The 25,893-nt window shown below is 73.1% G+C and carries 26 protein-coding genes; 13 read left to right on the forward strand and 13 right to left on the reverse strand.

Annotation, left to right across the window (positions count from 1 at the left end):
• Positions 1–24 precede the first annotated feature (24 nt).
• Both OO60_RS04385 and OO60_RS04390 read left to right on the forward strand, forming a co-directional pair.
• Positions 25–591, forward strand: a complete 567-nt coding sequence (locus tag OO60_RS04385; protein WP_033260807.1) for an RNA polymerase sigma factor — start codon at positions 25–27, stop codon at positions 589–591.
• Positions 591–1,715 carry a CU044_5270 family protein gene (locus OO60_RS04390; protein ID WP_209441370.1) on the forward strand — a complete coding sequence of 375 codons (1,125 nt, stop codon included), beginning with the start codon at positions 591–593 and terminating at the stop codon, positions 1,713–1,715. Before OO60_RS04385 ends, OO60_RS04390 begins: the two co-directional genes overlap by 1 nt.
• Positions 1,716–1,887: 172 nt before the next feature.
• Here the strand turns inward: OO60_RS04390 and OO60_RS04395 are convergent, their stop codons facing one another.
• Positions 1,888–2,544, reverse strand: coding sequence for a helix-turn-helix transcriptional regulator (locus tag OO60_RS04395; RefSeq protein WP_033260808.1), 657 nt, complete (start codon positions 2,542–2,544; stop codon positions 1,888–1,890).
• Between the two features lie 88 nt (positions 2,545–2,632).
• On the opposite strand from OO60_RS04395, the gene folE reads away from it, so the two are divergent.
• Both folE and OO60_RS04405 read left to right on the forward strand, forming a co-directional pair.
• A complete protein-coding gene (gene folE / locus OO60_RS04400) occupies positions 2,633–3,253 on the forward strand; it encodes a GTP cyclohydrolase I FolE (protein WP_033260809.1) in 621 nt (206 codons plus the stop codon).
• Positions 3,253–4,458, forward strand: coding sequence for an NAD(P)/FAD-dependent oxidoreductase (locus tag OO60_RS04405; RefSeq protein ID WP_209441371.1), 1,206 nt, complete (start codon positions 3,253–3,255; stop codon positions 4,456–4,458). Before folE ends, OO60_RS04405 begins: the two co-directional genes overlap by 1 nt.
• Before the next feature lies 1 nt (position 4,459).
• On the opposite strand, the gene OO60_RS04410 is transcribed toward OO60_RS04405, so the two are convergent.
• On the reverse strand, positions 4,460–5,152 hold the full coding sequence (locus OO60_RS04410) for a TetR family transcriptional regulator (RefSeq protein WP_004559830.1): 693 nt from the start codon (positions 5,150–5,152) through the stop codon (positions 4,460–4,462).
• Positions 5,153–5,225: 73 nt separating this feature from the next.
• On the opposite strand from OO60_RS04410, the gene OO60_RS04415 reads away from it, so the two are divergent.
• On the forward strand, positions 5,226–5,672 hold the full coding sequence (locus tag OO60_RS04415; protein ID WP_004559829.1) for an anthrone oxygenase family protein: 447 nt from the start codon (positions 5,226–5,228) through the stop codon (positions 5,670–5,672).
• On the opposite strand, the gene OO60_RS04420 is transcribed toward OO60_RS04415, so the two are convergent.
• From OO60_RS04420 to OO60_RS04435, 4 genes are all read right to left on the reverse strand, one after another.
• Positions 5,669–6,103, reverse strand: coding sequence for a hypothetical protein (locus tag OO60_RS04420; protein ID WP_033260810.1), 435 nt, complete (start codon positions 6,101–6,103; stop codon positions 5,669–5,671). The two genes, OO60_RS04415 and OO60_RS04420, sit on opposite strands and share 4 nt — an antisense overlap.
• A 115-nt stretch (positions 6,104–6,218) precedes the next feature.
• Positions 6,219–6,872: a response regulator gene (locus OO60_RS04425; protein WP_004561005.1), complete on the reverse strand. Its 654-nt coding sequence runs from the start codon at positions 6,870–6,872 to the stop codon at positions 6,219–6,221.
• Complete coding sequence (locus OO60_RS04430) at positions 6,869–8,371, reverse strand: GAF domain-containing sensor histidine kinase (RefSeq protein WP_033260943.1); 1,503 nt, start codon at positions 8,369–8,371, stop codon at positions 6,869–6,871. Before OO60_RS04430 ends, OO60_RS04425 begins: the two co-directional genes overlap by 4 nt.
• A 166-nt stretch (positions 8,372–8,537) precedes the next feature.
• Entirely contained in the window at positions 8,538–8,945 is a 408-nt protein-coding gene (locus OO60_RS04435) for a pyridoxamine 5'-phosphate oxidase family protein (RefSeq protein ID WP_004561007.1), read from the reverse strand.
• 242 nt (positions 8,946–9,187) lie between these two features.
• Between OO60_RS04435 and OO60_RS04440 the strand changes: the two genes are divergently transcribed.
• The 7 genes from OO60_RS04440 (at position 9,188) to OO60_RS04465 (ending at position 16,612) form a co-directional block, all read left to right on the forward strand.
• Positions 9,188–9,802 (forward strand): sigma-70 family RNA polymerase sigma factor, encoded by a 615-nt coding sequence (locus OO60_RS04440; RefSeq protein ID WP_004561008.1) that lies wholly within the window; start codon positions 9,188–9,190, stop codon positions 9,800–9,802.
• Positions 9,803–9,833: 31 nt separating this feature from the next.
• On the forward strand, positions 9,834–10,352 hold the full coding sequence (locus tag OO60_RS04445; RefSeq protein ID WP_004561009.1) for a P-loop nucleotide/nucleoside kinase family protein: 519 nt from the start codon (positions 9,834–9,836) through the stop codon (positions 10,350–10,352).
• A gap of 473 nt (positions 10,353–10,825) precedes the next feature.
• Entirely contained in the window at positions 10,826–12,256 is a 1,431-nt protein-coding gene (locus OO60_RS04450; protein WP_004561010.1) for a DUF1996 domain-containing protein, read from the forward strand.
• A gap of 231 nt (positions 12,257–12,487) precedes the next feature.
• Positions 12,488–12,622, forward strand: a complete 135-nt coding sequence (locus OO60_RS48155) for a hypothetical protein (RefSeq protein ID WP_004561011.1) — start codon at positions 12,488–12,490, stop codon at positions 12,620–12,622.
• Between the two features lie 78 nt (positions 12,623–12,700).
• Positions 12,701–14,878: a YcaO-like family protein gene (locus OO60_RS04455; RefSeq protein ID WP_033260812.1), complete on the forward strand. Its 2,178-nt coding sequence runs from the start codon at positions 12,701–12,703 to the stop codon at positions 14,876–14,878.
• 8 nt (positions 14,879–14,886) lie between these two features.
• Entirely contained in the window at positions 14,887–16,131 is a 1,245-nt protein-coding gene (locus OO60_RS04460; RefSeq protein ID WP_033260813.1) for an MDR family MFS transporter, read from the forward strand.
• Complete coding sequence (locus OO60_RS04465) at positions 16,124–16,612, forward strand: GNAT family N-acetyltransferase (protein ID WP_004559290.1); 489 nt, start codon at positions 16,124–16,126, stop codon at positions 16,610–16,612. Before OO60_RS04460 ends, OO60_RS04465 begins: the two co-directional genes overlap by 8 nt.
• A 112-nt stretch (positions 16,613–16,724) precedes the next feature.
• On the opposite strand, the gene OO60_RS04470 is transcribed toward OO60_RS04465, so the two are convergent.
• The 7 genes from OO60_RS04470 to OO60_RS04500 form a co-directional block, all read right to left on the reverse strand.
• Positions 16,725–17,483 carry an SH3 domain-containing protein gene (locus OO60_RS04470; RefSeq protein ID WP_033260814.1) on the reverse strand — a complete coding sequence of 253 codons (759 nt, stop codon included), beginning with the start codon at positions 17,481–17,483 and terminating at the stop codon, positions 16,725–16,727.
• 137 nt (positions 17,484–17,620) lie between these two features.
• The gene (locus OO60_RS04475) at positions 17,621–19,057 is read right to left on the reverse strand and encodes a glycoside hydrolase family 3 protein (protein WP_033260815.1); all 1,437 of its coding nucleotides are present in this window, start codon (positions 19,055–19,057) and stop codon (positions 17,621–17,623) included.
• A 3-nt stretch (positions 19,058–19,060) separates the two neighbouring features.
• Positions 19,061–19,891, reverse strand: a complete 831-nt coding sequence (locus OO60_RS04480) for a carbohydrate ABC transporter permease (protein ID WP_003096592.1) — start codon at positions 19,889–19,891, stop codon at positions 19,061–19,063.
• On the reverse strand, positions 19,888–20,874 hold the full coding sequence (locus tag OO60_RS04485) for a carbohydrate ABC transporter permease (protein WP_003096594.1): 987 nt from the start codon (positions 20,872–20,874) through the stop codon (positions 19,888–19,890). Before OO60_RS04485 ends, OO60_RS04480 begins: the two co-directional genes overlap by 4 nt.
• Positions 20,871–22,175, reverse strand: coding sequence for a sugar ABC transporter substrate-binding protein (locus OO60_RS04490; protein WP_003096597.1), 1,305 nt, complete (start codon positions 22,173–22,175; stop codon positions 20,871–20,873). Before OO60_RS04490 ends, OO60_RS04485 begins: the two co-directional genes overlap by 4 nt.
• 334 nt (positions 22,176–22,509) lie before the next feature.
• Complete coding sequence (locus OO60_RS04495) at positions 22,510–24,297, reverse strand: sugar phosphate isomerase/epimerase and 4-hydroxyphenylpyruvate domain-containing protein (RefSeq protein ID WP_033260816.1); 1,788 nt, start codon at positions 24,295–24,297, stop codon at positions 22,510–22,512.
• A complete protein-coding gene (locus OO60_RS04500; protein ID WP_004558366.1) occupies positions 24,287–25,135 on the reverse strand; it encodes a shikimate dehydrogenase in 849 nt (282 codons plus the stop codon). Before OO60_RS04500 ends, OO60_RS04495 begins: the two co-directional genes overlap by 11 nt.
• Before the next feature lie 112 nt (positions 25,136–25,247).
• Between OO60_RS04500 and OO60_RS04505 the strand changes: the two genes are divergently transcribed.
• Positions 25,248–25,892 carry a TetR/AcrR family transcriptional regulator gene (locus tag OO60_RS04505; protein ID WP_004558367.1) on the forward strand — a complete coding sequence of 215 codons (645 nt, stop codon included), beginning with the start codon at positions 25,248–25,250 and terminating at the stop codon, positions 25,890–25,892.
• Position 25,893: the final 1 nt, after the last annotated feature.

Raw genomic sequence — 25,893 nt, forward strand, 5'->3', positions numbered from 1 at the left:
TGACGGGCGCCGACAACCAGTAGCGTGACCAGAATCGTCGAACGGCTGGACCGGCCCGACCTCGCCGCACGGGACCCGAAAGAGGTCTTCGCGCGGCTCTTCGACGAGTACGCCCCTCCCCTGCGCGGCTACCTCGCGGGCCGGGTGGGCGTGCACGTCGCCGACGACCTCGTGGCGGAGACGTTCGTCGTCGCGCTGCGAAGACGGGCGAGCTACGACCCCGGCCGGGCGCCGATCCGCGGCTGGCTCTACGGGATCGCCACCAACCTCCTGCGCAACCACGTGCGCCAGGAGGTCCGCGGGTTCCAGCTGACCGCGCGGGCCGGTGCCGAAGACCGCCCGGCCGAGAACCACGACGCCGCGGTCGCCGGCCGGGTCGACGCGGCGGCGCGCCTGCGCGTGCTCGCCGCCGCCCTCGCCGCACTGTCCGAACAGGACCGGGACGTCCTGCTGCTCACGTCCTGGGCCGGTCTCGAACCGGCCGAAGTCGCCGAGGCGCTCGGCGTGCCCGCGAGCACGGTGCGCTCGCGCCTGCACCGCGTGCGCCACCGGCTCCAGGCCCTGCTCGTCCCCACCGAGGAGAACCACTGATGAACGAGCTCGACGAAACCCTCGGGCTGCTCCACCGCGAAGCCCGCACCGCCCCGGCGGACCTGACCGCGGCCCGCGCCCGCCTGCTGGCCGAACTCGACGCCGAGCGGCCGGCCCCCGTCGTCCCGCGGCACCGGCGCCGGTTCGTGCTGCCGATCGCCGCCGCCGCGGCCGGCGTGGTCGCGGTGACCGCGGTCGCCGTCCTGCAGCGGCCGCCGGACCCGCGGCCGGCCGCCGCACCGCCGGTCCCGTCCGCGGCGCCGGCCCCGGACCCGGACCCGGACCCGACGGCGGCGGTCCCGGACATCCGGCTGATGTCGGCGGTCCAGGTGCTGACCCGGGCGGCGGACCTGACCGTCGGCGCGGCCGACCAGCCGGTCGGCCCCGGCCGGTTCCGGTACGTCGCCGAGCACACGTGGGTGCAACGCGGCGTCCAGACCGGCGACGGCAAGGGCTACACGTACCTGTGGGAGCAGCAGGTGGACCGCTGGATCCCGGCGGACGAGCACGACGTCTGGCAGGAGACGCGCAAGATCCTGCACACCGGCAAGTTCCTCGGCGGGTCGGTGCCGCAGTCGCAGGCCCCCGAGCCGCCGGTCGACGACACCGACCAGGGCCAGTGGCAGGGCCGCTGCGGCGACTTCTTCCCCCAGGCCAAGCCCCCGAAGAAGTGCGGCGACGCAACGGACTGGGACAGCCCGGCGTTCTACGCGGCCCTCCCCCACGACGCGGCGGCGCTGTACGCGAAGCTGAAGGACCTGACGAAGCACCGCGGTTCGACACCGTCGGTGATGTTCCACTTCGGCATCGAGATCCTCCGCGCGGGCCAGATGCCGGCCCCGCTGCGCGCCCAGTGGTACCGGGCGCTGGCGAAGATCCCGGGCATCACGGTCCTGGCGGCGTCGACGAACCTCGACGGCCGCACCGGAGTGGCGCTGGGCCTGGCCGACAGCCACGAGATCCGCCAGCTGATCATCGACCCGGCGACGGGCGCGTTCATCGGCGAGCGCACGATCGCGGGACCGCAGCCGGACGAGCCGTGGATAAAGCCGGGCACGGAGCTCGGCGCCAGCGCGATCACGACGGCGGTGGCCGACCGGCTCGGTGAGGTGCCGGCGAAGTAGGGGCCGGGTGGGCCGCTTCCGACGGGAGGCGGCCCGTCCGCCGCGAAGGGGCTCACGGCGCCAAGCCACCCACCGCCGCGAAGGGGTTTCCAGCACCAGCGCGAAAACCCGGCGCAAGGCGGCCCACCCGGCGCGCCCGAAAGCCGGTCGGCCACCCCGCGAGCACCCAGGCTCAGTCCCGTGTCAGGCGCACGCAGCAGAAGCCCGGCTGCGGGTCCAGCCGCGCCCGCAGGCCGGGCTCCCCCGCGCCTTCGAGCATTCCCTCCACCAGGCTCAGGTTCATCTCGCACACCAGGCGCGTGTGCGTCTCGGCCAGCCGGTGGAACGGGCAGTTGCCGAGCAGCACCTCCGCTCCCTCAGCCCGGGGCTCGAAGCCGTTCTCCTCCAGCGTTCCCACGATGTCCGGTGCTCCGGCCGCCAGCTCCGCTCCACGCTCCCGGGCGCGGCGGCCCAGGACCTCGCGGGCCGGGGCGCCCGTTTCGTCGGCCTCCTCCACCGCCGCCGCCAGGAGGGTGCCCGCCAGCTCGTAGTGGCGCTCCGGCAGGGACACGCTGACCTGGCGGTCCGAGCGGCGGTACAGCTTCGCCGGGCGGCCCGCGCCCGGTCCGCTGCGGCCCGTGCGGCGCTCGTGGCCCACCGCCAGCAGCTGCTCCTCCACCAGGCGGTCGAGGTGGAACGCGACCGTCGCCCGCGGTACGCCCAGTGCGGCCGCCACGTCGTCGCGGCTCACCGGTCCGGGGCGGCGGACCACGTATTCGTAGAGCCGGCGCCGGGTCGGCTCGTCCAGCGCCGCCACCGCGGCCAGCGCGCCCGCCTGGGTTTCGTACATCTGCGCATTCTAAAACACATAACTGTTGACGAAAACCCCGGGGAGCTTCTAGCGTCAGTCCGACTTGATTTTAGAAGGAGGCACCCCCGTGACCGTCGATCCCGTCAGCGCACCGGTCCCGCTGCGGCACCTCGGTGTCGTCCACCACCGCGACACCGTCGACCTGCGCGCGGCGGAGCGCGCGGTCGCCGATCTGCTGCGTGCCCTCGGCAAGGACCCGGCGTCGGAGCACCTCGGCGACACCCCGCGCCGGGTGGCCCACGCCTACGCCGAAATGCTGCAGCCGCGCGACTTCCAGCTCACGACGTTCCCCAACGACGAGGGCTACGACGAGCTCGTGCTGGCGAAGAGCATCCCGGTGCAGTCGCTGTGCGAGCACCACCTGCTGCCCTTCCGCGGCGTCGCGCACGTCGGCTACCTGCCCGGCGAACGGATCCTCGGGCTGTCGAAGCTCGCCCGCGTCGTCGAGATGTTCGCGCGCGACCTGCAGGTGCAGGAACGGCTCACCAAGCAGGTCGCGGACTGGTTGCAGGAGCACCTGGACCCGAAGGGCGTCGGCGTCGTGATCGAGGCCGAGCACCTGTGCATGTCGCTGCGCGGGGTGCGGGCGAGCGGCGCGCTGACCGTCACGTCGTCGCTGCACGGCCTGCTGCGCGAGGAACCCAAGACGCGGCAGGAGTTCTTCGCCCTGACCGGGGTGAGTGCCTGATGGACACCTTCGTCGTCGCCGGCGCCGGCCTGACCGGCGCGAAGGCCGTGGAAACCCTGCGCGCCGAAGGGTTCGCCGACCGCATCGTGCTCGTCGGCGCCGAGCCGGACCTGCCCTACGAGCGGCCACCGCTGTCGAAGGGCTACCTGCTCGGCCAGGACGACCGGCCGTCGGTGTTCGTCCACGACGAGAAGTGGTACGCCGACCAGGGCATCGAGGTGCTGACCGGCCGGCGCGTCACGGCGCTGGACCGGGCCGCGCACGAGGTGGAGCTGGCCGGCGGCGAACGGATCGGGTACACGAAGCTGCTGCTCGCGACCGGGTCGTCGCCGCGGCGGCTGCGGGTGCCGGGCAACGACCTCGACGGCGTCCACTACCTGCGCCGGCTCGCGCACGCCGACCGGCTGCGCGACGCACTGGCGGCCGGCGGCCGGGTCGTGGTCGCCGGCGCCGGCTGGATCGGCCTGGAGACCGCCGCGGCCGCCCGCCACTACGGCTGTTCCGTGACGATCGTCGAGCCGGCCGCGAGCCCGCTGCACGCCACGCTCGGGCCCGAGGTGGGCGGGTTCTTCGCCGATCTGCACCGCCGCAACGGCGTCGACCTGCGGCTCGGCACCGGCGTGACAGGCTTCGCCGGCGACTCCACGGTCTCCGCGGTGCTGACCGACGACGGCGAGATCCCGGCCGACGTGGTCGTGGTCGGCATCGGCGCCCGGCCCGAGACGCAGCTGGCCGCCGACGCGGGCCTGGCCGTCGACGACGGCGTCCTGGTGGACGCGGGCCTGCGCACCGAAGACCCGGACGTGTTCGCGGCCGGCGACGTCGCGAGCGTGTGGCAGGAACGCTACGGACGGCGCATCCGCGTGGAGCACTGGGCCGCGGCGACGAACGGCGGCCCGGCGGCGGCGCTGGCGATGCTCGGCCGCGAAGTGGTCCACGACGACCTGCCGTACTTCTTCTCGGACCAGTACGACGCCGGCATGGAGTTCACCGGGTGGTTCCCGCCGGGCGGCTACGACCGCGTGGTGACCCGCGGCGACGCCGAGGCGTTCCACGCGTTCTGGCTGACCGGCGGCCGCGTGGTCGCGGGACTGCACGTGAACAAGTGGGACGAGGGCCTCGACGCGATGCGCGAGCTGATCGTCAGCGGCCGGACCGTGGACCCGGACCGGCTGGCCGATCCGGCGCAGCCGCCGGCGGACTGATTCACCCGGCCGGGGCGAACCCAGCCAGGCCGGTGTCGACGAGCCGGGCCGCGCTGCGCACGTCGGCGGTGACGGCGACGCGGATCTCCTCGGGGGTGCGTGCGCCGTCGAGGTTCCGGCGCAAGGAGGACGACTGGACCCGGCAGAGCCCGAGCAACGCGGTCGCCGCGACCTGGCACAGCGGGTCGTCGACGGTGCGGCCGGTCCGGTCGGCCAGCGCCTCGGCCACCGCGCCCTCCAGGTGCTCGGCCATCTCGCGGTGGTGCGCACGCAGCGCGGGAGTCGACCGGACCAGCGCGGTGAACGCCTGGACCCGCGCGCACGCCGCGGCCAGGTCCGGCTGGGCCGCCAGCCAGGACAGGAGGGCGTCGAGCTCACCGGCCAGGACGTCCAGCACCGCGTCGACCGGGGCGCGGCCGGCCCGGGCCAGGCCGGTGCGCAGCGCGGCCATCGTGGCCTCGGGCCGGTCGAGGACCAGGGCTTCCTTGCTGGGGAAGTAGTTGAAGACGGTCTTCTCCGACACCTCGCAGGCCGCGGCGATCTCGGCGACGCGGACCGCGTCGAAGCCGCGCTCCAGAAACATGGCGGTGGCAGTGTCGGTCAACCGCCGTCGCAGCAGCCGCTTCTTGCGCTCCCGCAGTCCCTCCGTGCCGGACGCGCTTGGCGTCCCCCAGTCCACCGTGGGCATCGTCATACACCCACTGTACTTCTACCGTGACAGAACATTGTCCTTGCCAGGATAACTTCAGTGACAGTAATCTTTCAGCGTGAGTAGCGTTCTGCAGTACGCGGGCCTGTTCCTGACCGGTGTCCTCGCGGGCGAGGAACTGATCGTCCGGTACGGCCTCCACCCGGCGCTGTCCCGGCTGGACGAGCACGCGCACCTGCTGGCCCGCCAGGCGCTGGTGCGCCGCCTGCGGGTGGTGGTGCCGATCGTGATGCTCCTTGCGGCCGCGCTCACCGCGGCGGTCCTCGTGGTGGTCACCGGCCCCGGCCTCGCGCTGCGGTGGGCGGCCGCGCTCGCGATGGCGGCGTTCCTGTTGCTGTCGTTCCTCGGCACGGTACCGATCAACATCCAGGTCGACCGCTGGCGAGCGGACGCACCCCCGCCGGACTGGGAGCGGGTGGTGCGCCGCTGGGCCCGGATCGACGTGCTGCGCTCGGCCGCCGCGGCGGCCGCGTTCCTGTGCGCGATCCTCGCGCAGGCGCGTTAGTCCTCGCGCCGGTGCCGTCCGCGGCGCGCACCCGCCAGCGCCCGGACCCGCGTGGCCAGGTCACCCCGGCGGGCGCGGCGCGAGTACTCCAGCAGCGCCTCCGCCTGGGCCTCCGGCAGCCAGCCCTGGTCGGCGGCCGCCTCCAGCCGGAGCAGGTGCGTCACCAGCTCCCGCGACTCCTCGTCGCACTCGCCGGCCAGCTCCGCGAACCGGCGGGCCGCCTCCACTTCGCCGTCGCACCACGCCGTCATCGCCAGCAGTGTCGCCGTGGCCGTCAGGATGTCGCCGCGGTGGACGCCTCCCTCCGCCGCCAGGTGCTCCGCCAGCTGGAAGCTGCGCGTGCCCACCCCGCCGGCCCCTTCCCGGCGCACCGCTTGCGCGAGTGCCCGGATCTGCTGCGTGACATAGTCCCCGCCCGACAACCCCGACATGCCGTCCCCTCTGCCGCGCACGCGAACTCGTGCGTCACCCGACAGGTGTACTCCATGGACGGCTGGATACGTCGAACGCCCCACCGGTTTCGTCCGATCAGGCGCGAAGTTCGCCCTATCGTCCCGGTTCGGCCTTCCGCTGGGACATGTACACCGCCGCCGACGTCCGCCGCTCGACGCCGAGCTTGTGCAGGACCGACGAGACGTAGTTCTTCACCGTCTTCTCGGCCAGGAACAGCCGCTCGGCGATCTGGCGGTTGGTCAGGCCCTCCGCGACGAGGTCCAGCACGCGCCGCTCCTGCGGGCTCAGCTGCTCGTAGCGCGGGTCGGGCGCCGAGACGTTCTCGCCGCGCAGCTTGTTCATCACCGACGCGGTCAGCGTGGCGTCCAGCAGGGAACCGCCGCCCGCCACCGTGCGGACGGCCTCGACCAGCGAGCGGCCGGAGACCTGTTTCAGCATGTAGCCGGCCGCGCCGGCCATGATCGCGCCGAACAGGGCGTCGTCGTCCGAATAGGACGTCAGCATCAGGCAGGCCGGCGGCGGGTCCACTGTGGACCGGATCTCCCGGCACACCGCCACCCCTTCGCCGTCCGGCAGCCGGACGTCCAGCACGGCCACGTCCGGGCGCGCCTGCGGGATGCGCACCAGCGCTTCGGCCGCCGTCCCGGCCTCCCCCACCACCTCGATGTCGGCCTCGGGCTCGAAGACGGTCTTCAGCCCGGTCCGGACCAGCTCGTGGTCGTCCAGCAGGAACACCGCGATCGTCATCGTCCACCTCCCTGCTCGCCGGTCGTCGCCGGCAGGTCCGCCGTCCACTCCAGCCGCGACCCGCCGTCCCCGGCGGCCGCCAGCACGCAGTGCCCGCCCCAGCGGGCCGCCCGCGCGGACAGGTTCGCGAGCCCGCTGATCCGGCCGGCCTCGGCGGGCGGGCCGTCGCCGTCGTCGCGCACCACCAGCGTCAGCCGGCGGCCGAACCGGTCCACGGTCACCTCCACCGACGACGATTTCGCCCCGGCGTGCCTCGCGACGTTCGTCAGGGCTTCGCGCAGCGACGCGATCAGGTCGGAGCGGACCGCGTCGGGCACGGCCGCGTCCAGCGGGCCGTCGAACCCGACCCGCGGCTCGAAGCCGAGCGCGTCGCGCGCGTCCACGGCCACCCGCAGCAGCTCCGCGCGGAGGCTGCCCTGCGCCTGCGCGGGCGCCTGGAGCGAGAAGATGCTGTTGCGGATCTCGCGGATCGTGCCGTCGAGGTCCTGGGCGAACCCGGCGACCCGGGCGGCGACCGCCTGGTCGGCGATCAGCCTGCTGACGCCCTCCAGCCCGAGCCCGGTCGCGAACAGCCGCTGGATCACCAGGTCGTGCAGGTCGCGGGCGATCCGGTCGCGGTCGGAGAACACCGCCAGCTGCTGGCGCGCCTCCTGCGCCCGGGAGAACTCGACGGCCAGCGCGGCGTGCCCGGCGAACGTCTCGGCCAGCTGGACGTCGGAGTCGGTGAACGGCGACCGGTCGCGGAACTTGGCCACCACCAGCACCCCGAGGGTCTCCTCGCCGACGATCAGCGGCACCGAGATCGCCGAGTCCAGGTCCTTGATCATCGCCGGCATCGGCCCGGCGTGGTCCCGCTGCTGCTCCTGCACGCGCTCGCCGTAGTCGCGCACCACGACCGGGCGCCGGGTGGTGAACGCCATCCCGGTGGCGGTCCCCTCGGTCGGCACGGTCAGCCCGGTGAGGCGGTCGGCGTCCTCGCCCGGCGGCTCGACGACGTCGAACACGAGCCGGCCCGGTCCGTCGGGCCGCGCGATCGCCCCCGCGGTCCCGCCGGCGACCACGCGGGCGCGTTCGGCGACCAGCCGGAGGGTGGCCCGCAGGTCCTGCGCCGCGAGCAGGGCGCGCGTGACGTCGTAGGACGCCTCGAGCCAGCGTTCGCGGCGGCGCATCCGGTCGACGAGCAGGGCCTTCTCGACGGCCATCCCGGTGGCCGCGGCGAGCGCACCGAGCACTTCGCGCTCACGGCGGCCGAACTCCCGGCCGTCGCCGGGCTCGATCGTGAGGGTCCCGAACGTCTCGGTGGCCGCGCGGACCGGCAGTTCCACGGCCCCTTCGCCGAACGGGCCCCGGCCGTACTCGGCGAAGCCGTGCTCGGCCAGGTCCAGCCGGCCGCGCCGGGCACCGAGCAGTTCGCAGGTCACCGCCACCGCGCGGGCCGGCAACGCCGGCAGCTCCAGCTCGCGGGCGATGCCGCCCACCGCCGCGAGGATCGCCGGCATGCTGATTTCGTCCGCCACGTCCCGTCGACTCCGCTGGGTCCGCCCGAATCCCGGGCCTGCCCCGGGCCGTCAAGGGTCCCACAGGTGACTGCCCGTGCCGGCCCAATCAGGTTCGTCCATCCGGTGGGTCGATGACGGGGCCCTTCCCGTTACGGACGCCGCGTAGTCACTCCGCGTGACACCCGATCCGGTGACCGCTGATCGTCTCGGCGGGGACGCGCAGGAACCGGTGACCGGCCCGGACCGGGCCCGGGCACGCGCAGGCGATGTCGCCGAAGTCGGTCACCCCGGACTCGGCGGCCCGGCCCAGCAGGCTGACGTACCAGCCCGCGCCGGTGTCGGCGGCGAATTCGTCGGCTTCGAAGGCGACGACGGCGTCACGCGCCCCGGCGTACAGCGGGCTGCCGGCCGGGACGGCGAACACCACGGCGTCGTCGACCACGGTGAAGCGCACCGGGCGGACGGCGGGCATCGCCCGGTGGGTGAAGATCACCCGGCCGAGGCTCGCCGTCCGGAGCAAGGCGAGGCACTGCTGCCGGTCGAGCAGCAGCCCGAAGCCCACGTCGTCCACCATCGCGTCCCTGTGTTTCTCCTGTGAAATCCCCGGCCACCAGCGTGATCGGTGGGCCCCGTCCCCCGATAGGGCCGTTCGGCCCGGCCGACGGCGCCGGGGCCGGGCCGGGCACATCCCGGCGCCGGTGACCAGGGCCGGAAGACCCGGTTCGCGACGGTCACCCGGCCGGTGCGCCGACCACGCGGAGTCACCTAGCGTCGTGACCGTCCGTTGCCGGGAAGGTGAAGAAGGGGGTGAGGCCGATGGCGTCGTACTCCGCCGAGGGAGGCCACACGCCCACGGTGGCGTTTTCCCTCGACCCGCTGCTCGTCCAGTCGGCGGTGCAGGGCAACCGCGCCGCCGTCGCCGGGCTGCTCCGCGCGCTGCGGCCGATGGTGTTCCGCTACTGCCTCGGCCGGCTCCGCAGCTGGCAGGACGGCTCGTCCGACGCCGAGGACTGCGCACAGGACGTGCTGCTCGCGATCGTCCGTGAGCTGCCCGGGTACACCCACGAACTCGACGGCTTCCTGCCGTTCGTCTTCGGGATCGCCGCGCACAAGGTCTCCGACTTCCACCGGCGCCGGGCGCGCGACCGCACCAGCCCGGTCGCCGAGCCGCCCGCGGGGCGCGACGGCGGCGCGGACCCGACGAGCGAAGAGGCCGAGCGGTCGGCCGCGCTCGACTGGTCGGCCGGGCTGCTCGACACGCTCCCGCCGCGCCAGCGCGAAATCCTCGTCCTGCGGATCATCCTCGGCATGACGGCCGAGGAGACGGCCGCGGCGGTCGGGCTCGGCAGCGCCGGCGCGGTCCGCGTCGCCCAGCACCGCGCCCTCACCACGTTGCGCCGGCTGCTCGCCGGGAACGGAGCGGCGTCCTGACGGCGAAGGCCGCGTCTGCGATCATGCCCCGGTGTCCCCGCTCCTGATCGTCCTCGGCGGCCTGCCCGCGACCGGGAAGACCACCGTCGCCACGGATCTGGCCCGCCGCACCGGGTTCGCCTTCCTGCGGGTCGACACGATCGAGCAGGCGATCCTGCGCACCGGCCCGCTCGGGCCGCCGCTGGGGCCGGTCGGTTACGTCGTCGCCAGGGAGGTCGCCGCGGACGTGCTCGGCACCGGCGTGAGCGTGATCGCCGAGTGCGTCAACCCGCTGTCCGTGACCCGTGATGCCTGGCGGGCGACCGGCCTCGGCGCGGGGGCACGGGTGCTCGAGGTCGAGATCGTCTGCTCCGACCCGGCCGAACACCGGCGCCGGGCGGAAACCCGCGACCCCGGCGTTCCCGGGCTCGTCCCGCCGACCTGGGCGGAGATCACCGCCCGCGAATACGAGCCGTGGAACCGCGACCGCCTCGTCGTCGACACGGCCGGGCGGCCGGTCGGGGAAGCGGTGTCCGCCATTGCCGCCGCTATTGGCGGCCCGCAGTTCTGAATGGGTCGCCGAGCGCACGGCCCGCCCATTTCACGACCATTTCCGCGAGCTGCCGCGCGGTGGGCATTCGGCGGGCCTCACCCGGGGATACGGATGCCGGTTCACTTCGGTTCAAACTTTTTTCCGCCGCCGCCCCGGAGGGGGCAAATCCCCAGGTCAGCACCGGGTGCGGTGACGCAGGCGCGAACCCGGCCTGACGGTTCGTGACGACGGAAAAGAACTTCTTGCCCGGTGTCAAATGCCCGTGTAGGTTGCATAACGGAACGATAACCAGCCGGTTGACGGCGCGGCCACGGGTAGGTGTGCCGCGCGCCCACTGATGTCGGGTCAGTGGACCAGCCGGCGCCGTTCCTGCCGACGCACCACATTGCCAGCACATCGCGCACGAACCCCGCCTGACCCCGGCGAGCCCGGTCTCGTCCCCGGTCAGAGTCGTGCGCGCTCCCGCCAGCCCGACATCCGGAGGATTTCCCATGTCCCGCACCCAAGGACGGCATCGGCTGTCCCGCCGCACGAAGATCGCGACCGGCGGGCTCGCCCTCGCGATCGCGGTCGGCGGCATCGTCGTCGCGACGACCACCGGCCACACCGGTGAAGCCAGCGCCGACGAAGCGAACCCCGCCTTCTTCGTCGACATCCTGAAGGTGAAGCCGAACCAGTTCGACCCGCGCCCGGTCACCGGCGCGTCGACGGGCACGTTCACCGTCGACTGCGGCCGCAACGAGAACCAGCACTTCAACCCCGACAACTTCATCGCCCAGCCCGGCGTCCGCAACGGCGCCCAGCACCTGCACGACTACGTCGGCAACCTCTCCACGAACGCCGACTCGAACAACAAGAGCCTCGTCAAGGCCGGCACCACCTGCCGCAACGGCGACAAGTCCGCCTACTTCTGGCCCGTCGTCCGCATCGACACCGGCGAGGAGGAGAAGAACGAGCCCGCCAAGGTGCCCGACGGCGACCGCGCGCAGGCCGACCGGGAGAGCAAGACCCCGCAGGTCGCCTGCCCGGACGTGGCCAGCAAGCTGGCCGACATCCCCGACCAGGCGATGGCCGAGGTCGACAGCAACCTCGACCAGCTCGACAGCCAGGCCGACGAGGCCAACCAGCGCATCGCCGCGACGCAGGGCCAGGGCGGCCCGGACTTCGTGCGCAACGCGATCCTGAACCCGCTCAAGGACCGCCGCGCCGCGATCATCGACCGGATCGCCACCGCGATCGGCCGGTTCGCGCCGAAGCCGGGCGACCTCGGCGGGCTCGCGCCGTGCGCGACGAAGCCGGGCAAGGACACCGGCACGCCGACGCCCCCGCCGAGCACCACGGCCGGCGGCGCGCTGCCCGGCCAGGACGAGAACAACGAGCTGCCCGGCAACGACGGCAAGATCCTGCGCCCGCAGCGGGTGCAGATCACCTTCCGCGGCAGCCCGGTCGGGAAGGTCGTGGCCATGCCGCGCTTCCTGCGCGTGCTCTACGGCGACGCCAAGCAGAGCACCAACGGCCCGGCCAACGCCAAGGCGAGCTGGACGTGCACCGGGTTCGAAAACCGCGTCACCGACAAGTACCCGATCTGCCCGCCGAACAGCAAGGTCAAGCGCATCCACACGTTCCCGAGCTGCTGGGACGGCAAGAACACCGACAGCGCCAACCACCGCACGCACATCGTGTTCCCGGACCAGTTCGGCCGGTGCGCCAAGGGGTTCAAGGCGGTGCCGCAGCTGCAGATTTCGCTGACCTACGACATCCCGCACGACATCCAGGTCAAGAAGCAGTACAAAGTGGACGCTTTCCCGCAGGAGAAGCACAACCCGCTGTCCGACCACGACGACTTCGCCAACGTGATGTCGCAGCGGATCATGAACGGGCTGGTCAACTGCGTGAACCGCGGGCGGGCCTGCCGGGCCTGACCACATCGGACGCACGCGCGCGCCCCGTCACCCCTCGCGGGTGGCGGGGCGTTCGTGCGTGCGTCACACCGGCCCCGTGGATTTCGCACACCCGCGTCCGTGCACGGCTCCCGAGCCCGGGTGTGCGGATCGCACTTCTGAAGACGTCACGGTGCACACCCGGACCACAAACTTGTTCACGTCACCCCGTCCCGGAATCCACCCCGGAGACCCGACCCACTGGAGGAAAACTTGATCTCGTCCTTCGAGCGCCCCGCCGCCGCTGTCGTCCACAACCGCGCCGTGGTGCACAACCGCGCCGTCGTCCACAACCGCGCGGTGGTCCACAACCGGGCCGTCGTCCACAACCGCGCCTCGGCGAAGTAGCCCGCCCGCTCCTCCCGCCTCCGTGCCGCGGCCCCGCCCCGGGGCCGCGGCACGCCGCATCCGACAAGGGGGTCCGCCATGCTTTCGGACGACGTCCGCCTGGAACTGACCGGGATCGAGGTGCACGACCTCGAGCCGGAGCTGTGCCTGCTCGTCACGCCGAACGGCGGCCAGTACCGGATCACCGCGCCGACCGGGGAGTTCCGCGCGTGGCTCGCCCGCTGCGACGGCACCCGCACCCGGGCGCAGCTGCTGTCCGGGATGGACCCCGCCTACGCGGAGGTGCTCGACGTCCTCGCCGGCGACGGCAGCCTCCGTCCGGCCGCGGACCTCGACGGCGCTCGGAACCCCGCCGCCACCACCGTCCTCATCGCCGGCACGCCCGAGCTGACCGTGCCCCTCGCGCGGATCCTCGCCCCGGCGGGCTACGCGCGGGTCGAAACCCTCTCGGACATCGACGGCCCCTTCCCCGCCGACCCGGCCGACACCGTCGTCGTCGCCGCCTTCACCCACCCGGCGTATTCCGAACTCACCGCCCTCGACGCCTACTGCGCGGACCGCGGGCTGCGGCTGCTGCCCTTCCGCTGCGAACGCGGCCAGGGCGTCGCCGGGCCCGCGATCACCCCCGGCGGCCCCGGCCCCGACTTCGCCGACGTGCTGGCCCGGCGCCGGTCCGCGGCCCTCGACCCGCGCGTGGTCGACGCCTTCGCCACCGCCACGCCGCCGCCGGGCCGCCGGTTCCGCACCGGCGACGCCCAGTGGATGCTGACCGTGCTCGCCGTCCAGCTCGAACGCTGGCTCGCCGGCGAACCCGCCGAGACGACCACCGGGGAGCTCGAGCTCGACCCCGTCCGGCTGGCCGTGCTCCCGCGGCCGGTGCTGCCGCTGCCGGACCGCCCCCGGCCGGTCGAGGCGCGCGGCGCGCGGCCCGAGTTGCTCGTCGACGACCGGACCGGGATCGTGACGGCGGTCCACGAACTGCCGCCCGCCGAGGGGATGCCCGCCCGGCTCAAGGTGTGCGCGGTCGACGTCGCCGACATGCGCCGGGTCGTCGACTGGCCCAACGACCGCCAGGCGTTCGGTACGTCGTGGCACGACTTCGACCTCGCCCGCGACTCCGCGATCGGGGAGGCCGTCGAACGCTACTGCGGCAGCTGGCTGCCGCCGGAACGCGACCTCAAGCGCGCGAGCTACCGGCAGCTGTGCCGCGACGGCGTGCCCACGCTCGACCCGCGCCGCCTCAACCTGTATTCACCGCGGCAGCACGCCACCCCCGGCTTCCCCTTCGAGCCGCTGACGCCCGACACGGTGTGCACCTGGCTGGAAGCCTTCTCCCACACCACCGAGGAAGAGGTGTGGGTGCCCGCCTGCCTGGTCTCCTCCGAAGCCGACCGCGGCCGCTTCACCGATCCCCTGATCGCCGGGCTGGCCAGCGGCACGAGCGAAGAGCACGCGGTCACGTCCGGGCTGGAGGAGGTCCTCGAACGCGACGCCACCATGATCTGGTGGGCCAACGCCCCGCGACTGCGCCGGCTGCCGATGCCCGCCGAGCTCCGGCCGCTCATCGCCGACACGACCGGCACCTACGACGTCACGCTGATCCCGCTGGACAACGAGTTCTCGGTGCCGATCGTCGCCGCGGCCGTGTTCGACCGGGCCCGGCGCTGGCTGTCGATCGGGTTCGCCACCCGCCCGGACGCGTTCGAGGCGGCCAAGAAAGCGCTGGCCGAAGGGTTCACGCTGCACCACACCTGCCTCGCCCTCGACGACGAGCGCGAGCTCGCCGGGATGCAGGCGGACCTGCCGCACCTGGGCAACCTGAAGCCCTACCGCGCCGACCGGCGCTACCTCGACTCCTACCGGGAAGACTTCGGCGACGTCGTGGACCTGCTGTGCCAGCAGCAGGTCTACCTCGACCCGCGGGCCGCGACGCGGGTGGCGCCGTGGGTGCGCGACCTGCCGGTGCGCTCGTGGGAAGGACTGCCCGCGCTGGGCGAGCGACGGCTGAAGGCGTACCAGGAACGCGTGGAGGAACGCGGTTTCGAGGTGATCAGCGTCGACCTGACCACCCGGGACGTCGCCGCCGCCGGGTTCCGCGCCGCGCACACGATCGTGCCGGGCCTGGTGTCCAACTTCCCCGCCGGGCTCCCCTACTGGGGCGACGGCCGGATCCGGCGCGCCGCCGTCGACCTCGGCTGGCGGTCCGCGCCCCTGCCCGAGGAGCGGCTGAACACCTTCCCGCTCCCGCACGCGTGAGGACGGCGATGCCGGTCACCGAACTGCTCGGCCTGCCACGCACCCGCGGCCGGCGGCCGCTGGTCGCCGCGCAGGCCGTCGACGCGCTCGGCACGGGCCTGTTCCTCCCGTTCGCCGTCGTGTACTTCCACGCGGCCAAGGGCCTCCCGCTGACCGCGGCCGGCGCGGCGCTCTCGGCCGCCGCATTGCTGGCGCTGCCCGCGGGCCCGCTCGCGGGTCCGCTGGTCGACCGGCTCGGCGCCCGGCGGGTCGTCGTCATCGCGAACCTGCTGCGCGTGCTGACCTTCGCCGGGTACGTCGTCGCGGGCTCGCTGTGGCAGCTGGTCGTGCTGGCCGCCCTGACCTTCTGGGGCGAGGGACTGTTCTGGCCCGCCTCGAGCGCGCTCGTGGCGCAGGTGGCCGACGACGGCCAGCGCGCCCGCTGGTACGCGATGGACCGCGCGCTGCGCAACGTCGGCATCGGCGCCGGCGGGCTGGCCGGCGGCGTCCTCGTCGCCTGGGGCGGCGTGGGCGGCTACACCGCGATCGTGCTGGCGAACGCGGCGACGTTCCTGGTCGCGGCCGGGCTGGTCGCCTCCTGGCGGGGATCGGCCGCCGCGCCACCGCACCCGCTGCGGGAGGCCGAGGCGCGCACCGGCTACCGGGCCGTGCTCGCCGACCGGGCCTTCCGGCGCGTGCTGGTGACCGTGTTCGTGTTCGCCCTGTGCGACTTGGCTTTCACCGTGCTGCTGTCGGCGTACGTGATCGACACCCTCGGCCTGCCGTCGTGGCAGCCGGGCCTGCTGTTCGCCCTCAACACCGTGCTGGTGGTGGCCGGGCAGACGGTCGTGGCGAGCCGGCTCGAAGGCCGCGGCCAGCCGCGGGTGCTGCAGGTCGCGGCCGCGGTGTGGGCGCTGTCGTTCCTGCTGTTCGCGGTGGTGCCCGCGGCCGTGCCCGGCGCGGCGATCGCCGTGCTCACGGTGGCGACCGCGGTGTTCACCGCTGCCGAACTGCTGCAGGCGCCGACGAGCAGCGCGCTGACGGTCGCGCTGGCCCCGCCCCACCTGCGGGGGCGGTACTTCGGGCTCGAAGAACTGCTGTGGGGCGCGGCCCGGGTCATCGCGCCGGTGACGTTCACGGCGTTGCTGGCCGGGAGCGCGCTGCTACCGTGGCTGGTGCTCGCCGGGTGCTGCGGGCTGGCGTTCGCCGTGCTGGCCGGGCTGAAGCCGGCGACGGCGGTGGTGGCCGAAGCGAAGGAGCCGGCGGGTGCGTGACCGGTGGGACGAGCTGGCGGACGCGTACCTCTCGGTCTACCGCGAGCCACCGTACGGTGAGGACGCCGCCGACGCGGCCCGCTTCCGCGAAACCGTGGTGCGGCATTCGAAGCTGCCCGGGTTCGCACTGGCGACGGTCCGCGACGGCGAGGCGCTCGGCGGGTTCGCCTACGGCGTCGGTCACGAACCCGGCTGGTGGCACCCGGCCGCCGCGACCCCGGCGCCGCCGTGGCTGGCCGGGAGCCCGCTGTTCTACGTCTACGAACTCGCCGTCCTGCCGGACCGGCGAGGGCGTGGGCACGGCGGCGGGTTGCTGCGCGACCTGCTGGCCGGGCGGCCCGAGCCCTTCGCGGTCCTCGCGGCCGCGCCCGCCGCGCCGGCGTACGCGATGTACCTGCGGTGGGGCTGGGAGCGGATCGGGGCGCTGACGCCGGGTCCGGCCCTGCTCGCCCGGCCGCTGGACGTCCGGGTGCGCGGCTGAGCCGCGAAAGGCCCCTGCCCGGGGAAGGGGGGCAGGGGCCGGTTCGGGTGGTGGGCGCCCCCGGCCGGGGATGGTGGCCGGGGCGCTCGCCCTCCGGTGGGACTTCAGCGGGTCAGTGGTTCACCTTGAACCACGGCTGCGACCAGCCGAGGTAGGTCTGGCCCCACTTGCTCTTGATCTGCGCGATCGTCGTCTCGGTGTAGCTGCCGTAGCCGTTGATGTCGTTCGACAGGAACTTGCCGCCGCCGATCGAGATCATCGTGTGGCCGGCACCGCTGCTCTTGAAGAACGCGAGGCCGCCGGCCGGGACCTGGTAGTCACCCGGGTGCTTGAACGACGCCGGGATCTGGGTCCAGTGGATGTAGGCCGTCTCCGAGCCCGAGGCGGACCAGCCGTAGTTCTGCGCGTTGATCCGGTCGCACCAGCCCTCGTAGGAGTCGAGGTCGTTGGTGTGGATGCGGGACTTCGCCTTGGCGACCGCCTCGGCGCAGGTGTTCGGGTCGCCGGTGCCCGCGGTGGAGCAGGTCAGCGTCGAGCCCGCGCAGTCCGGGGCGACCCGGCCGTCGGAGCCGGTGTAGACGTAGGCGTCGCTGACGTAGCCGTCGCCCACCTTGTCCCAGATGTCCGAGGTGCCGTACTTGCCGTCGACCGTCGAGCCGTTGGTCTGGCAGCTGATGGTCACGGCGGTGCCGTCGGCGATGGACCCGACCGAGGCGCCGCTGGTGCTCGGGGTGGCCCGCACGGTCAGCGCGGCGCCCGAGTCGGTGTGCACCGTGCCCGATGCCGCGAACGCCGGGCCCGCCCCGGCGACCACGATCGCCGCGGCGATGCCGGCCACCCCGGCCATCCGCTTCACGATCCCCATGTTCATTGTTCCGTCCTCCAGTTTTCCGGTGTGAGGACAGCATGGAGACCGCCGGTACAAGGCCCGTACAAAGCGCGGCCGGGGTTCTGGAGTTGCGGCAAACCGGACGAAACCCCGCGTGCGCCGCGGGGTTTCGCCCGGTTTCAGGCCAGATATTCCGCGGCGGCGCGCAAACTGACCCACGAGCCGCTGAACGTGTCGATCCGCGGACCGTCGCCCGCGGGGCCCGGCACGCCGGTTTCCACCCGGATGAAGTCCACAGTGGACAACGCGGCGAGCAGCGCCCGCACCCGCGGGTGCCGGTGCGCCTCCCGCGTGACCACGACGACGCTGCGGGACTCCCGCGCCGCCGCCAGGACTTCGGCGGCGTCTTCGGGGGTCGCGGTCATCGCCCGCGTCCCCGGCACGAGCTCGGCCAGGTGCGCGCCGAGCCCCCACGGCATCGGGCCGGCGGCGATCGTCGGCTCGGTCTGGACGTCGACCACCAGCGGCGGGCCGGCCAGCCGCGGCTCGCCCTGCACCCGGAGCGCCTTGCGGGCCGCCTCGAGGCCGAGCCGCCGGTCCACCGGGCCCACCTGGGCCGGTGCCGGGTCGGTGCCCAGCGCCGCCGTCCGCGACGCCGCCTCTTCGAGCCGGCCCAGGGGAAGCGCCCCCGCCTCGACGGCGGCCACGATCGCCGCCACGCAGGCGTCCAGGTGCTCGGCCTCGAAGGCCGCGCCACCGAGGCACAGGGCGTCCGCGCCGGCGGCCAGCGCCCGCACGGCCGACCGGCCGAGACCGTCGTGCTTGCCGTACGCGCCGGACACCGCGCCCATCTCCAGCGCGTCGGTGATCACCGCGCCGGTGAAGCCGAGCTCGCCGCGCAGGACACCGGTCAGCGCCGTGTGGTTGAGCGTGGCCGGCTCGTCGCCCCAGGCCCGCACGACCAGGTGGCCCGACATCACCGAGCGCACCCCGGCTCGGATCGCCGCGGCGAACGGGACCAGCTCGATCTCCCGCAGCTCTTCGACCGTCCGCGGCAGCACCGGCAGGGCCACGTGCGAGTCCTCGGTGGCCGCGCCGTGGCCCGGGAAGTGCTTCGCGCAGGCCGCGACCCCGAACTTCTGCAGGCCGGTGACGTACGCGGCGACGTGCGGTGACGCCTTCGCCGGGTCGGACCCGAACGCCCGGACGCCGATGATCGGGTCCTCGGCCGCCAGGGTGAGGTCCGCGCACGGCGCCAGGTTCAGCGTGACGCCGCAGGCCGCCAGCCGTTCGCCGAGGGCGGCCGCGACGGCCGTGGTCAGCTCCGGGTCGTCCGCCGCGCCGAGGGCGAGGGGCCCCGGCACGAACGAGCCCGTGTTGACGTCGAGGCGGGTGACGTCGCCACCCTCCTCGTCGATCCCGACCACGACGCCGCCGCGTTCACCCCGCAGCTGCGCGGTGAGCGCGGCGACCTGCTGGTCGTCGACGACGTTGCGGCCGAACAGCACCACCCCGCCCAGCCCGCCGGCGACGCGCCTGCGCAGCCAGTCCGGCGCGGTGGTCCCGGCGAACCCGGGCAGGAGGACGGCTTCGGCGAGCTTCTCGGGTGTGGTCAACCGCTACCCCTTCACGGCGCCGGCGGTCGCGCCGGACACCAGCTTGCGTTGCACGAGCAGGAAGAAGATCAGCGCCGGGATCGCGTAGATGACCGACGCGGCCATCACGCCGCCCCAGTCGGTGGCGAACGCCGTGCGGAACGACGCCAGCCACACCGGCAGCGTCTCCTTCGGCTTGTCCTGGATGAAGACCAGCGCGAACAGGTACTCGTTCCAGGCGGTGATGAAGCTGAACACCGACGTGGTGACCAGTCCCGGCCCGAGCAGCGGCAGCGTCACCCGGCGGAACGCGCCGGTCTGGCTGCAGCCGTCGATCATCGCGGCCTCTTCCAGCTCGTACGGGATCCCGTTGACGAAGCCGTAGAGCATCCACACCGTGAACGGCAGCGTGGTGGCGAAGTAGATCAGCAGCAACGACGGCAGCGTGTTGAGCAGCCCGGCGTCCCGCATCAGCAGGAACAGCGGGATGAACAGCGCCGACACCGGGGCCAGCTGCGCCACCATGACCAGCACCAGGAAGCCCTTGCGGCCGGTGAAGCGCAGCCGCGACAGCGGGATGGCCGCCAGCGTCCCGGCGACCAGCGCGCACAGCACCGACCCGACCGTGACGATCAGGCTGTTCATCAGGTACGTCGGGAAGTTGTCCTTGCCCAGCGCGGTGGCGAAGTTGCCGAACGAGAACGACGTCGGGATCAGGTCGTACTTGGGCGAGAGGATCTCCCCCGGCGTCCGCAGCGACGTGACGAACATCCAGTACGTCGGGAAGAGGATCAGCAGCGCCACGACCACGCCGACGACCGAGAGCGCGATCCGCTGCGGCAGCGACTTCCTCACTTGAGATCACCTTCCGGGGTCCGGACCAGCAGCTGGATGTACCGGCCGGTGATGAGCGCGAGCACGATCAGCATCAGCGTGGCGATCGCCCCCGCCGCGCCGAAGTGGTTGCCCGCGATGCCCTTGAGGTACAGCACGACGGCCAGCGTGGTGCTCCCGCCGTCCGGGCCGCCCTCCCGGATCGCCCAGATCTGCGCGAACGCGTTGAAGTCCCACAGCACCGACAGGAACGTCACCATGGTGGTGATCGGCCGGATGGCGGGCCAGGTGACCGCGCGGAAGGTCTGCCACGCGCTGGCGCCGTCGATGCCCGCGGCCTCGTACTGCTCGCGCGAGACGCCGATGATGCCGGCGTACAGCGAGAACGTCACGAACGGGACGGCCTGCCACACGATGAGCAGCCCGATCACGGTCAGCGTGCTGGCGCCGCTGGAGAACCACGAGAAGCCGATGAAGCCGTGGAACCCGAGCCGGTCCAGCGTCTTGTTGAGGATGCCGTACTGCTCGTCGAAGATCCACTGGAACACCGTGGTGGTGGCGATCACCGGGGTCGCCCACGCCAGCACCAGCGTCACCTGCACGATGATCCGCACGACCGGGTCGAGGTGGCGCATCAGCACGGCCAGCAGCAGGCCGCCGAGGATGGTCGCGGCCACGATGGCGGCGGTGAAGACCAGGGTCCGGACGGTGACCGTCCAGAACTCGGGGTCGGACAGGGTGTTCGTGTAGTTGTCGAACCCGATCCAGATCGTCTTGCCGGAGACGAGCTGGCCGATGTCGAGCTTGCGGAAGCTGATCCCGAGCACCTGGACCAGCGGCCAGGCGAGCAGCACCAGGATGGCCGCCAACGCGGGGAGCAGGAGCAGGTACGGGAGCACCCGGTCGCCGAACCGGCCCCGCCTGCGTCGCTTGACCCCCGGGTCGCGCGGCGATGCCGGCGGGGTCGCCCCCGCCGGCATCGTCACGTTCGCGGTCGCTGTCATCCGCCGATGAGCTTGTTGAGCGCTGCGTTGGCGTCGGCGGTCGCCTGGTCGAGCGTCTTCTTGCCGGTCAGGTACGCGGTCAGCATGTCCTTGATCGGGTTCTGGCCGGACTCGACGTCACCCCACTTCGGGCTGGCCGGGACGGCCTTGCCGTTGGCGGACGCCTTCGCCATCACGCTGCCCAGCGGGTCCTTGTCCAGGCCGGTGAGGTCGGTCGACGTGCCGGGCACGACGCCGGCGGCGGCGAGCTGGCTCTGGTACTTCGGGCTGGAGAGCAGCTTGATGTACTCCTTGGCCGCGGCCGCGTTCTTGCTGTTGGCCGGGATCGCCAGGTTCGACCCGCCCAGGAACACCGGGGCGCTCTGGCCCGCGGTCTTGCTCGGGATCGCGAACGCGCCGGTCTTGGCGGTCAGGCTCGGGTCGGTCTTCGCCGCCGTCGCGAGCTCCCACGGGAGACCGATCATCATGGCCACCTTGCCGGCGCCGTAGACGGTCGCCTGCTGCGGCTTGGCCTCGTCGGCGTCCTTGGGCGCCTTGGTGGCGGAGGTGTCGACGAGCTTCTTGTAGAAGTCCAGGCCGGCCTTGGCCTCGGGGGTGTCGAGGGTGGCCTTGTAGTTCTTGCCGTCGGCCTTGGCGATGTCACCGCCGTTGTCCCAGATGAACGACAGCAGCGCGTACCAGTTCTGGCCCGGCATGTACAGCGGCTGGAAGTCGGGGTCGGAGCCGAACTTGGTCTTCAGCTTGCCGATCGCGTCGATCCACTCGTCGTTCGACGCCGGCGCCTTGGTGATGCCGGCCTGCTCGAACATGTCCTTGCGGTAGATGACCTCGCGGTTGGCCGCGTAGAACGGGACGCCGTAGGTCTTGCCGTCGTAGGTGCCGGAGTCCGCGAGGCCCTTCAGCCATTGGGCGCCGTTGAAGCTGTCCTTGTCACCGGAAAGGTCGGTCAGGACGCCGTCCTGCGAGGCGAACGCCGCGGTCTGCGTGTTGCCGATCTCGATGACGTCCGGCGGGGTGCCGCCGGCCAGCGCGGTGGTCAGCTTCTGCTGGATGCCGTCCCACTGCTGGATTTCGTACTTGACCTTGACGCCGGGGTGCGCGGCCTCGAACTCCTTGTTCAGCGCGTCGGTGAGCGTGGTCGGCGCGGACCCCGTCATCAGCCAGACCGTGACCGTGCCGCTGAGCTGCGCGGGCGCAGCGCTCGACGAAGCGGCCGTGTCCGTGCCGCCGGAGCCCGCGCACCCTGCGGTCGCGAGCGTGACTGCGGCGGCGCCCGCCGCCAGCTTGAGCCAGCGTTTCACTCGATGCCGTCCTTTCGATGCCCGGCCACCGTGGCCAGGCGCCCCAAATGGTGTAGACCAATGTTGGGGTTAGAGTGGTACGTACCACAGGCCCTGTCAAGGCGGTTGCCGGAACGTTGTAAACCCACCGGGGAGTTGTACGAGCAGTAGCCGGACGGTTACCGGCAAGCGACGCGCGGGCGCCAGAAGTCGTCCTGATAGGAAGGCGTCCCGGCCGTTTTTCACCGCGGGACAGCGGAAATCCCGCGCGGCCGCCGAAGGGCCGCACGACGAAAACCGCCCCGGGAAAGGCTTCCCGGGGCGGCGCTCTCGTGGACGGCGTGGTTTTCGCTGGTCAGACCGCGGTTTTCGCCGGCGCCCCGGCGCGGCGGTGCGCGCGGTGGGCGGCCATCCGCACCGGGGCGTTGACCACCCCGTACCCGCGGTACCCGCCGATCCGCTGCACGACCTCGAAGAACACCCGGGTCCCGGCCAGCGCGGTGGCGAAGTGCAGGTACTCGCCGTGGTCGTCCCGGTCGTACAGCACCGAGTGCTCCCGCAGGCCGGGCGGCACGTCGAGGCGGGCTTCGAGGTCGTCGTAGTAGTTGGCCGGGATCGTCAGCAGCGGCGCGCCCGCGGCCCGCATCGCCGCGGCCGCCGCGAGGGCGTCCGCGCAGGCGAAGGCCACGTGCTGGGGTTCGGGCACCGCCGGCGCCCATTCGCCGCGGCGGACCAGCGCGCTGTCCAGGGTCAGCCGGACCTCCTCCGCCGCCACCGCGCGGCTGCGCACCAGCCCGAACGGCGCCGCGAACTCGGCCACCGGCGACGGCGTCAGCCCGAACACCGACCGGTAGAACAGTGCCGCCTCGTCGAAGTGGTCGAAGGGCTGGCTGAGCGCCACGTGATCGATTCCGAGGATTCCCGCGCCGGCCGCCGTTTCGCCGGTCGGCACGAAGTCGTCGCGCCAGTCGTCGCCGCAGAGGAACACCTGGGTACCGTCCGGCGCCGCCACCGACGCCAGGTCAGCCTCGCGCGGGCCGCGCACCCGCGGCAGGACCGGCGCGAGCAGGGCTTCGGCCCGGCGGGCCGAGCGGGCCGGGTCGGTGCTGGCCACGGCCAGCGCGCCGACCGCGCCGTGCGCCGCGCCGCCTTCGTTGACCACCACCCGGGCTTCGCCCTGTTCCCACAGCTGCACCGGCTTGGTCCGGTGGACGCCGGTGCGCGCGAAACCGAGGGACGCCAGGATCGCCCCCGCACCCGGGTCGGTGACGACCTCGGCGAACGCGTGACCGGTCAGCCGCGGCGCGGCCGGCAGGTCCCGCACGCCGAGCGACTCCTCCAGCGCCAGCAGGGACCGCCGGGCGTCGACCGCGGCCGGGCGCGGGTCGGCCTGGCGGTACACGTCGTTGAAGACCTCCAGCGACAGCGGTCCGCGGTAGCCCGCGGCCAGCACGTGCCCGGTGAACGCCGTCAGGTCGAAGTCGCCCTGGCCGGGGAAGAGCCGGTGGTGGCGGCTCCACGGCAGGACGTCCATGGGCAGGCGCGGGGCGTCGGCGAGCTGCAGGAAGAAGATCTTCTCGCCGGGGATCGCGCGGATCGGCGCCGGGTCGTGGCCCTTCGACAGGATGTGGAAGCTGTCGAGGCAGACGCCGAGCGCGGGGTGCGCGGCGCGGCGCACGATCCGCCAGGCGTGCTCGTACCCGCTGACGTGCCGTCCCCAGGCCAGGGCTTCGTACGCGATCCGCATCCCGCGCTGCTGCGCGAGGTCGGCCAGGGCGCGCAGCTGTTCGGCGGCGAGTTCGTCGTCGTCGATCGCGTCCGGGGAGACCGACGAGCAGACCAGCACGGTGTCCGTACCGAGCTGAGCCATGACGTCGAACTTGTGCGCCGCGCGGCGGAGGTTGGCCGCGTGGACGTCCGGCGGGACCGCTTCGAAGTCGCGGAACGGCTGGTAGAGGTCGATCGACAGGCCGAGGCCGGCGCAGCGGCGGCGGATGTCCGCCGGGCTCGACGGGGAGACCAGCAGGTCGTTCTCGAACAGCTCGACGCCGTCGAACCCGGCCGCGGCCGCCGCGGCGAGCTTGTCCTCCAGCGTGCCGGACAGGCAGACGGTGGCGATCGCGGTGCGCGGTTCAGGCGGCATGGGCGGCCTCCCCTTCGAGGGCGTCGAAGTGCCGCAGCATCCGCGCCGGATCCGGGTCGACGCCGGTGAACAGCCGGAACGACTCCGCGGCCTGCAGCACGACCATGCCGCCGCCGTGCAGCACGCGGCAGCCACGGGCGCGGGCGGCGGCCAGCAGGGCGGTCTCCAGCGGCCGGTAGACGATGTCGGCGACCCACAGGTCCGGGCGCAGCAGCTCGGCCGGGAGCGGCGAGCCGGGGTGGGCCGCCATCCCGGTCGGGGTGGCGTGCACCAGGCCGTCGGCGTGCTGCACCGCGGTCAGGTCGCCGGTCACCGCGCGGCCCGGGCCGAACTTTTCGCGCAGTGTCCCGGCGAGCTTCGCGCCGCGCTCGCGGTCGACGTCGTGGATCGTGAGCCGGCCGGCGCCGAGCGAGAGGAGGGCGTGCGCGACCGCGGCGCCTGCTCCCCCGGCGCCGAGCAGGACGACGTCATCCAGGCGGACGTCGGGCAGGCCACGGGTGAGGCTGCGGGCGAAGCCGGTGGCGTCGGTGTTGTGGCCGACCGCGCGGTGGTTGCGGAAGACGACGGTGTTGACCGCGCCGAGGGCGGCGGCCTCGGGTGACAGCTCGTCGAGGTGCTCCAGGACCAGCTGCTTGGCCGGGTGGGTGACGTTGAGCCCGTCGAACCCGGCGAGCCGGGCGGCGGCGAGGACGTCGGCGACCGGGCGGCGCAGCGCGTCGAGGTCCAGCAGGCGGTAGACGTAGCGGAGGCCGAGCTCGTCGGCCTCGCGTTCGTGCAGCGCCGGGCTGGCCGACGGGCCGATGCCCGAGCCGACGAGCCCGATCAGGTAGCTGGCCAAGCGACGCCTCCGAGTTAATGTACGAACTAGTACGTTCACGGTAGCGCGGCGGGAGCCGGTGCGGAAGGGCTGGGCTAGAGTGAGGCCGTCGACCTGCAGTGGAGGGAGCCCGGTGGCCGCACCATCGTCGGAGGCCGAGCGCCAGCGCGACAAGGAACGCACGCGCGCCGACATCCTCGCGGTGGCCACCCGGGAGTTCGCGGACAAGGGCTACACCGGGGCCCGCGTCGACGAGATCGCCGCCCGCACCAGCACGACCAAGCGGATGATCTACTACTACTTCGGCGGCAAGGAACAGCTGTACATCGCGGTGCTGGAGCGGGCGTACTCGGCGTTGCGAGCCTCGGAGAAGCAGCTCGACGTCGAGCACCTCGACCCCGAGGACGCCCTGCGGCAGCTGGCCGCGCTGACGTTCGACCACCACGAGGCGAACCCGGACTTCATCCGGCTGGTCAGCATCGAGAACATCCACCACGCGGAACACCTGTCACGCTCGGAAATCCTGGCCGGCCTGGCCGACCCGGCCCTCGGCGGGATCACCCGGATCCTCGAGCGGGGCCGGAAGGCCGGTTTGTTCCGCGAGGACGTCGACGCGCTCGACGTCCACATGCTCATCAGCTCGTTCTGCGTGTTCCGGCTGGCGAACCGGCACACGTTCCAGGCGATCTTCGGCCGCGACATGCTGGACCCGGGCCGCCGCGAGCACTACCGCGCGATGCTCGGCACCTTGCTGATCGAATACCTGACCGCGCGCTGAG

The sequence above is a fragment of the Amycolatopsis vancoresmycina genome, from assembly GCF_000716785.1.
Lineage (GTDB): Bacteria > Actinomycetota > Actinomycetes > Mycobacteriales > Pseudonocardiaceae > Amycolatopsis > Amycolatopsis vancoresmycina.

Coding starts and splice junctions, on each gene's coding strand:
- OO60_RS04390 (WP_209441370.1), top strand. CDS start 591: ATGAACGAGCTCGACGAAACCCTCGGGCTGCTCCACCGCGAAGCCCGC.
- OO60_RS04395 (WP_033260808.1), bottom strand. CDS start 2,544: ATGTACGAAACCCAGGCGGGCGCGCTGGCCGCGGTGGCGGCGCTGGAC.
- OO60_RS04405 (WP_209441371.1), top strand. CDS start 3,253: ATGGACACCTTCGTCGTCGCCGGCGCCGGCCTGACCGGCGCGAAGGCC.
- OO60_RS04410 (WP_004559830.1), bottom strand. CDS start 5,152: ATGACGATGCCCACGGTGGACTGGGGGACGCCAAGCGCGTCCGGCACG.
- OO60_RS04420 (WP_033260810.1), bottom strand. CDS start 6,103: ATGTCGGGGTTGTCGGGCGGGGACTATGTCACGCAGCAGATCCGGGCA.
- OO60_RS04425 (WP_004561005.1), bottom strand. CDS start 6,872: ATGACGATCGCGGTGTTCCTGCTGGACGACCACGAGCTGGTCCGGACC.
- OO60_RS04430 (WP_033260943.1), bottom strand. CDS start 8,371: ATGCCGGCGATCCTCGCGGCGGTGGGCGGCATCGCCCGCGAGCTGGAG.
- OO60_RS04435 (WP_004561007.1), bottom strand. CDS start 8,945: ATGGTGGACGACGTGGGCTTCGGGCTGCTGCTCGACCGGCAGCAGTGC.
- OO60_RS04440 (WP_004561008.1), top strand. CDS start 9,188: ATGGCGTCGTACTCCGCCGAGGGAGGCCACACGCCCACGGTGGCGTTT.
- OO60_RS04450 (WP_004561010.1), top strand. CDS start 10,826: ATGTCCCGCACCCAAGGACGGCATCGGCTGTCCCGCCGCACGAAGATC.
- OO60_RS04455 (WP_033260812.1), top strand. CDS start 12,701: ATGCTTTCGGACGACGTCCGCCTGGAACTGACCGGGATCGAGGTGCAC.
- OO60_RS04460 (WP_033260813.1), top strand. CDS start 14,887: ATGCCGGTCACCGAACTGCTCGGCCTGCCACGCACCCGCGGCCGGCGG.
- OO60_RS04470 (WP_033260814.1), bottom strand. CDS start 17,483: ATGAACATGGGGATCGTGAAGCGGATGGCCGGGGTGGCCGGCATCGCC.
- OO60_RS04485 (WP_003096594.1), bottom strand. CDS start 20,874: ATGACAGCGACCGCGAACGTGACGATGCCGGCGGGGGCGACCCCGCCG.
- OO60_RS04495 (WP_033260816.1), bottom strand. CDS start 24,297: ATGCCGCCTGAACCGCGCACCGCGATCGCCACCGTCTGCCTGTCCGGC.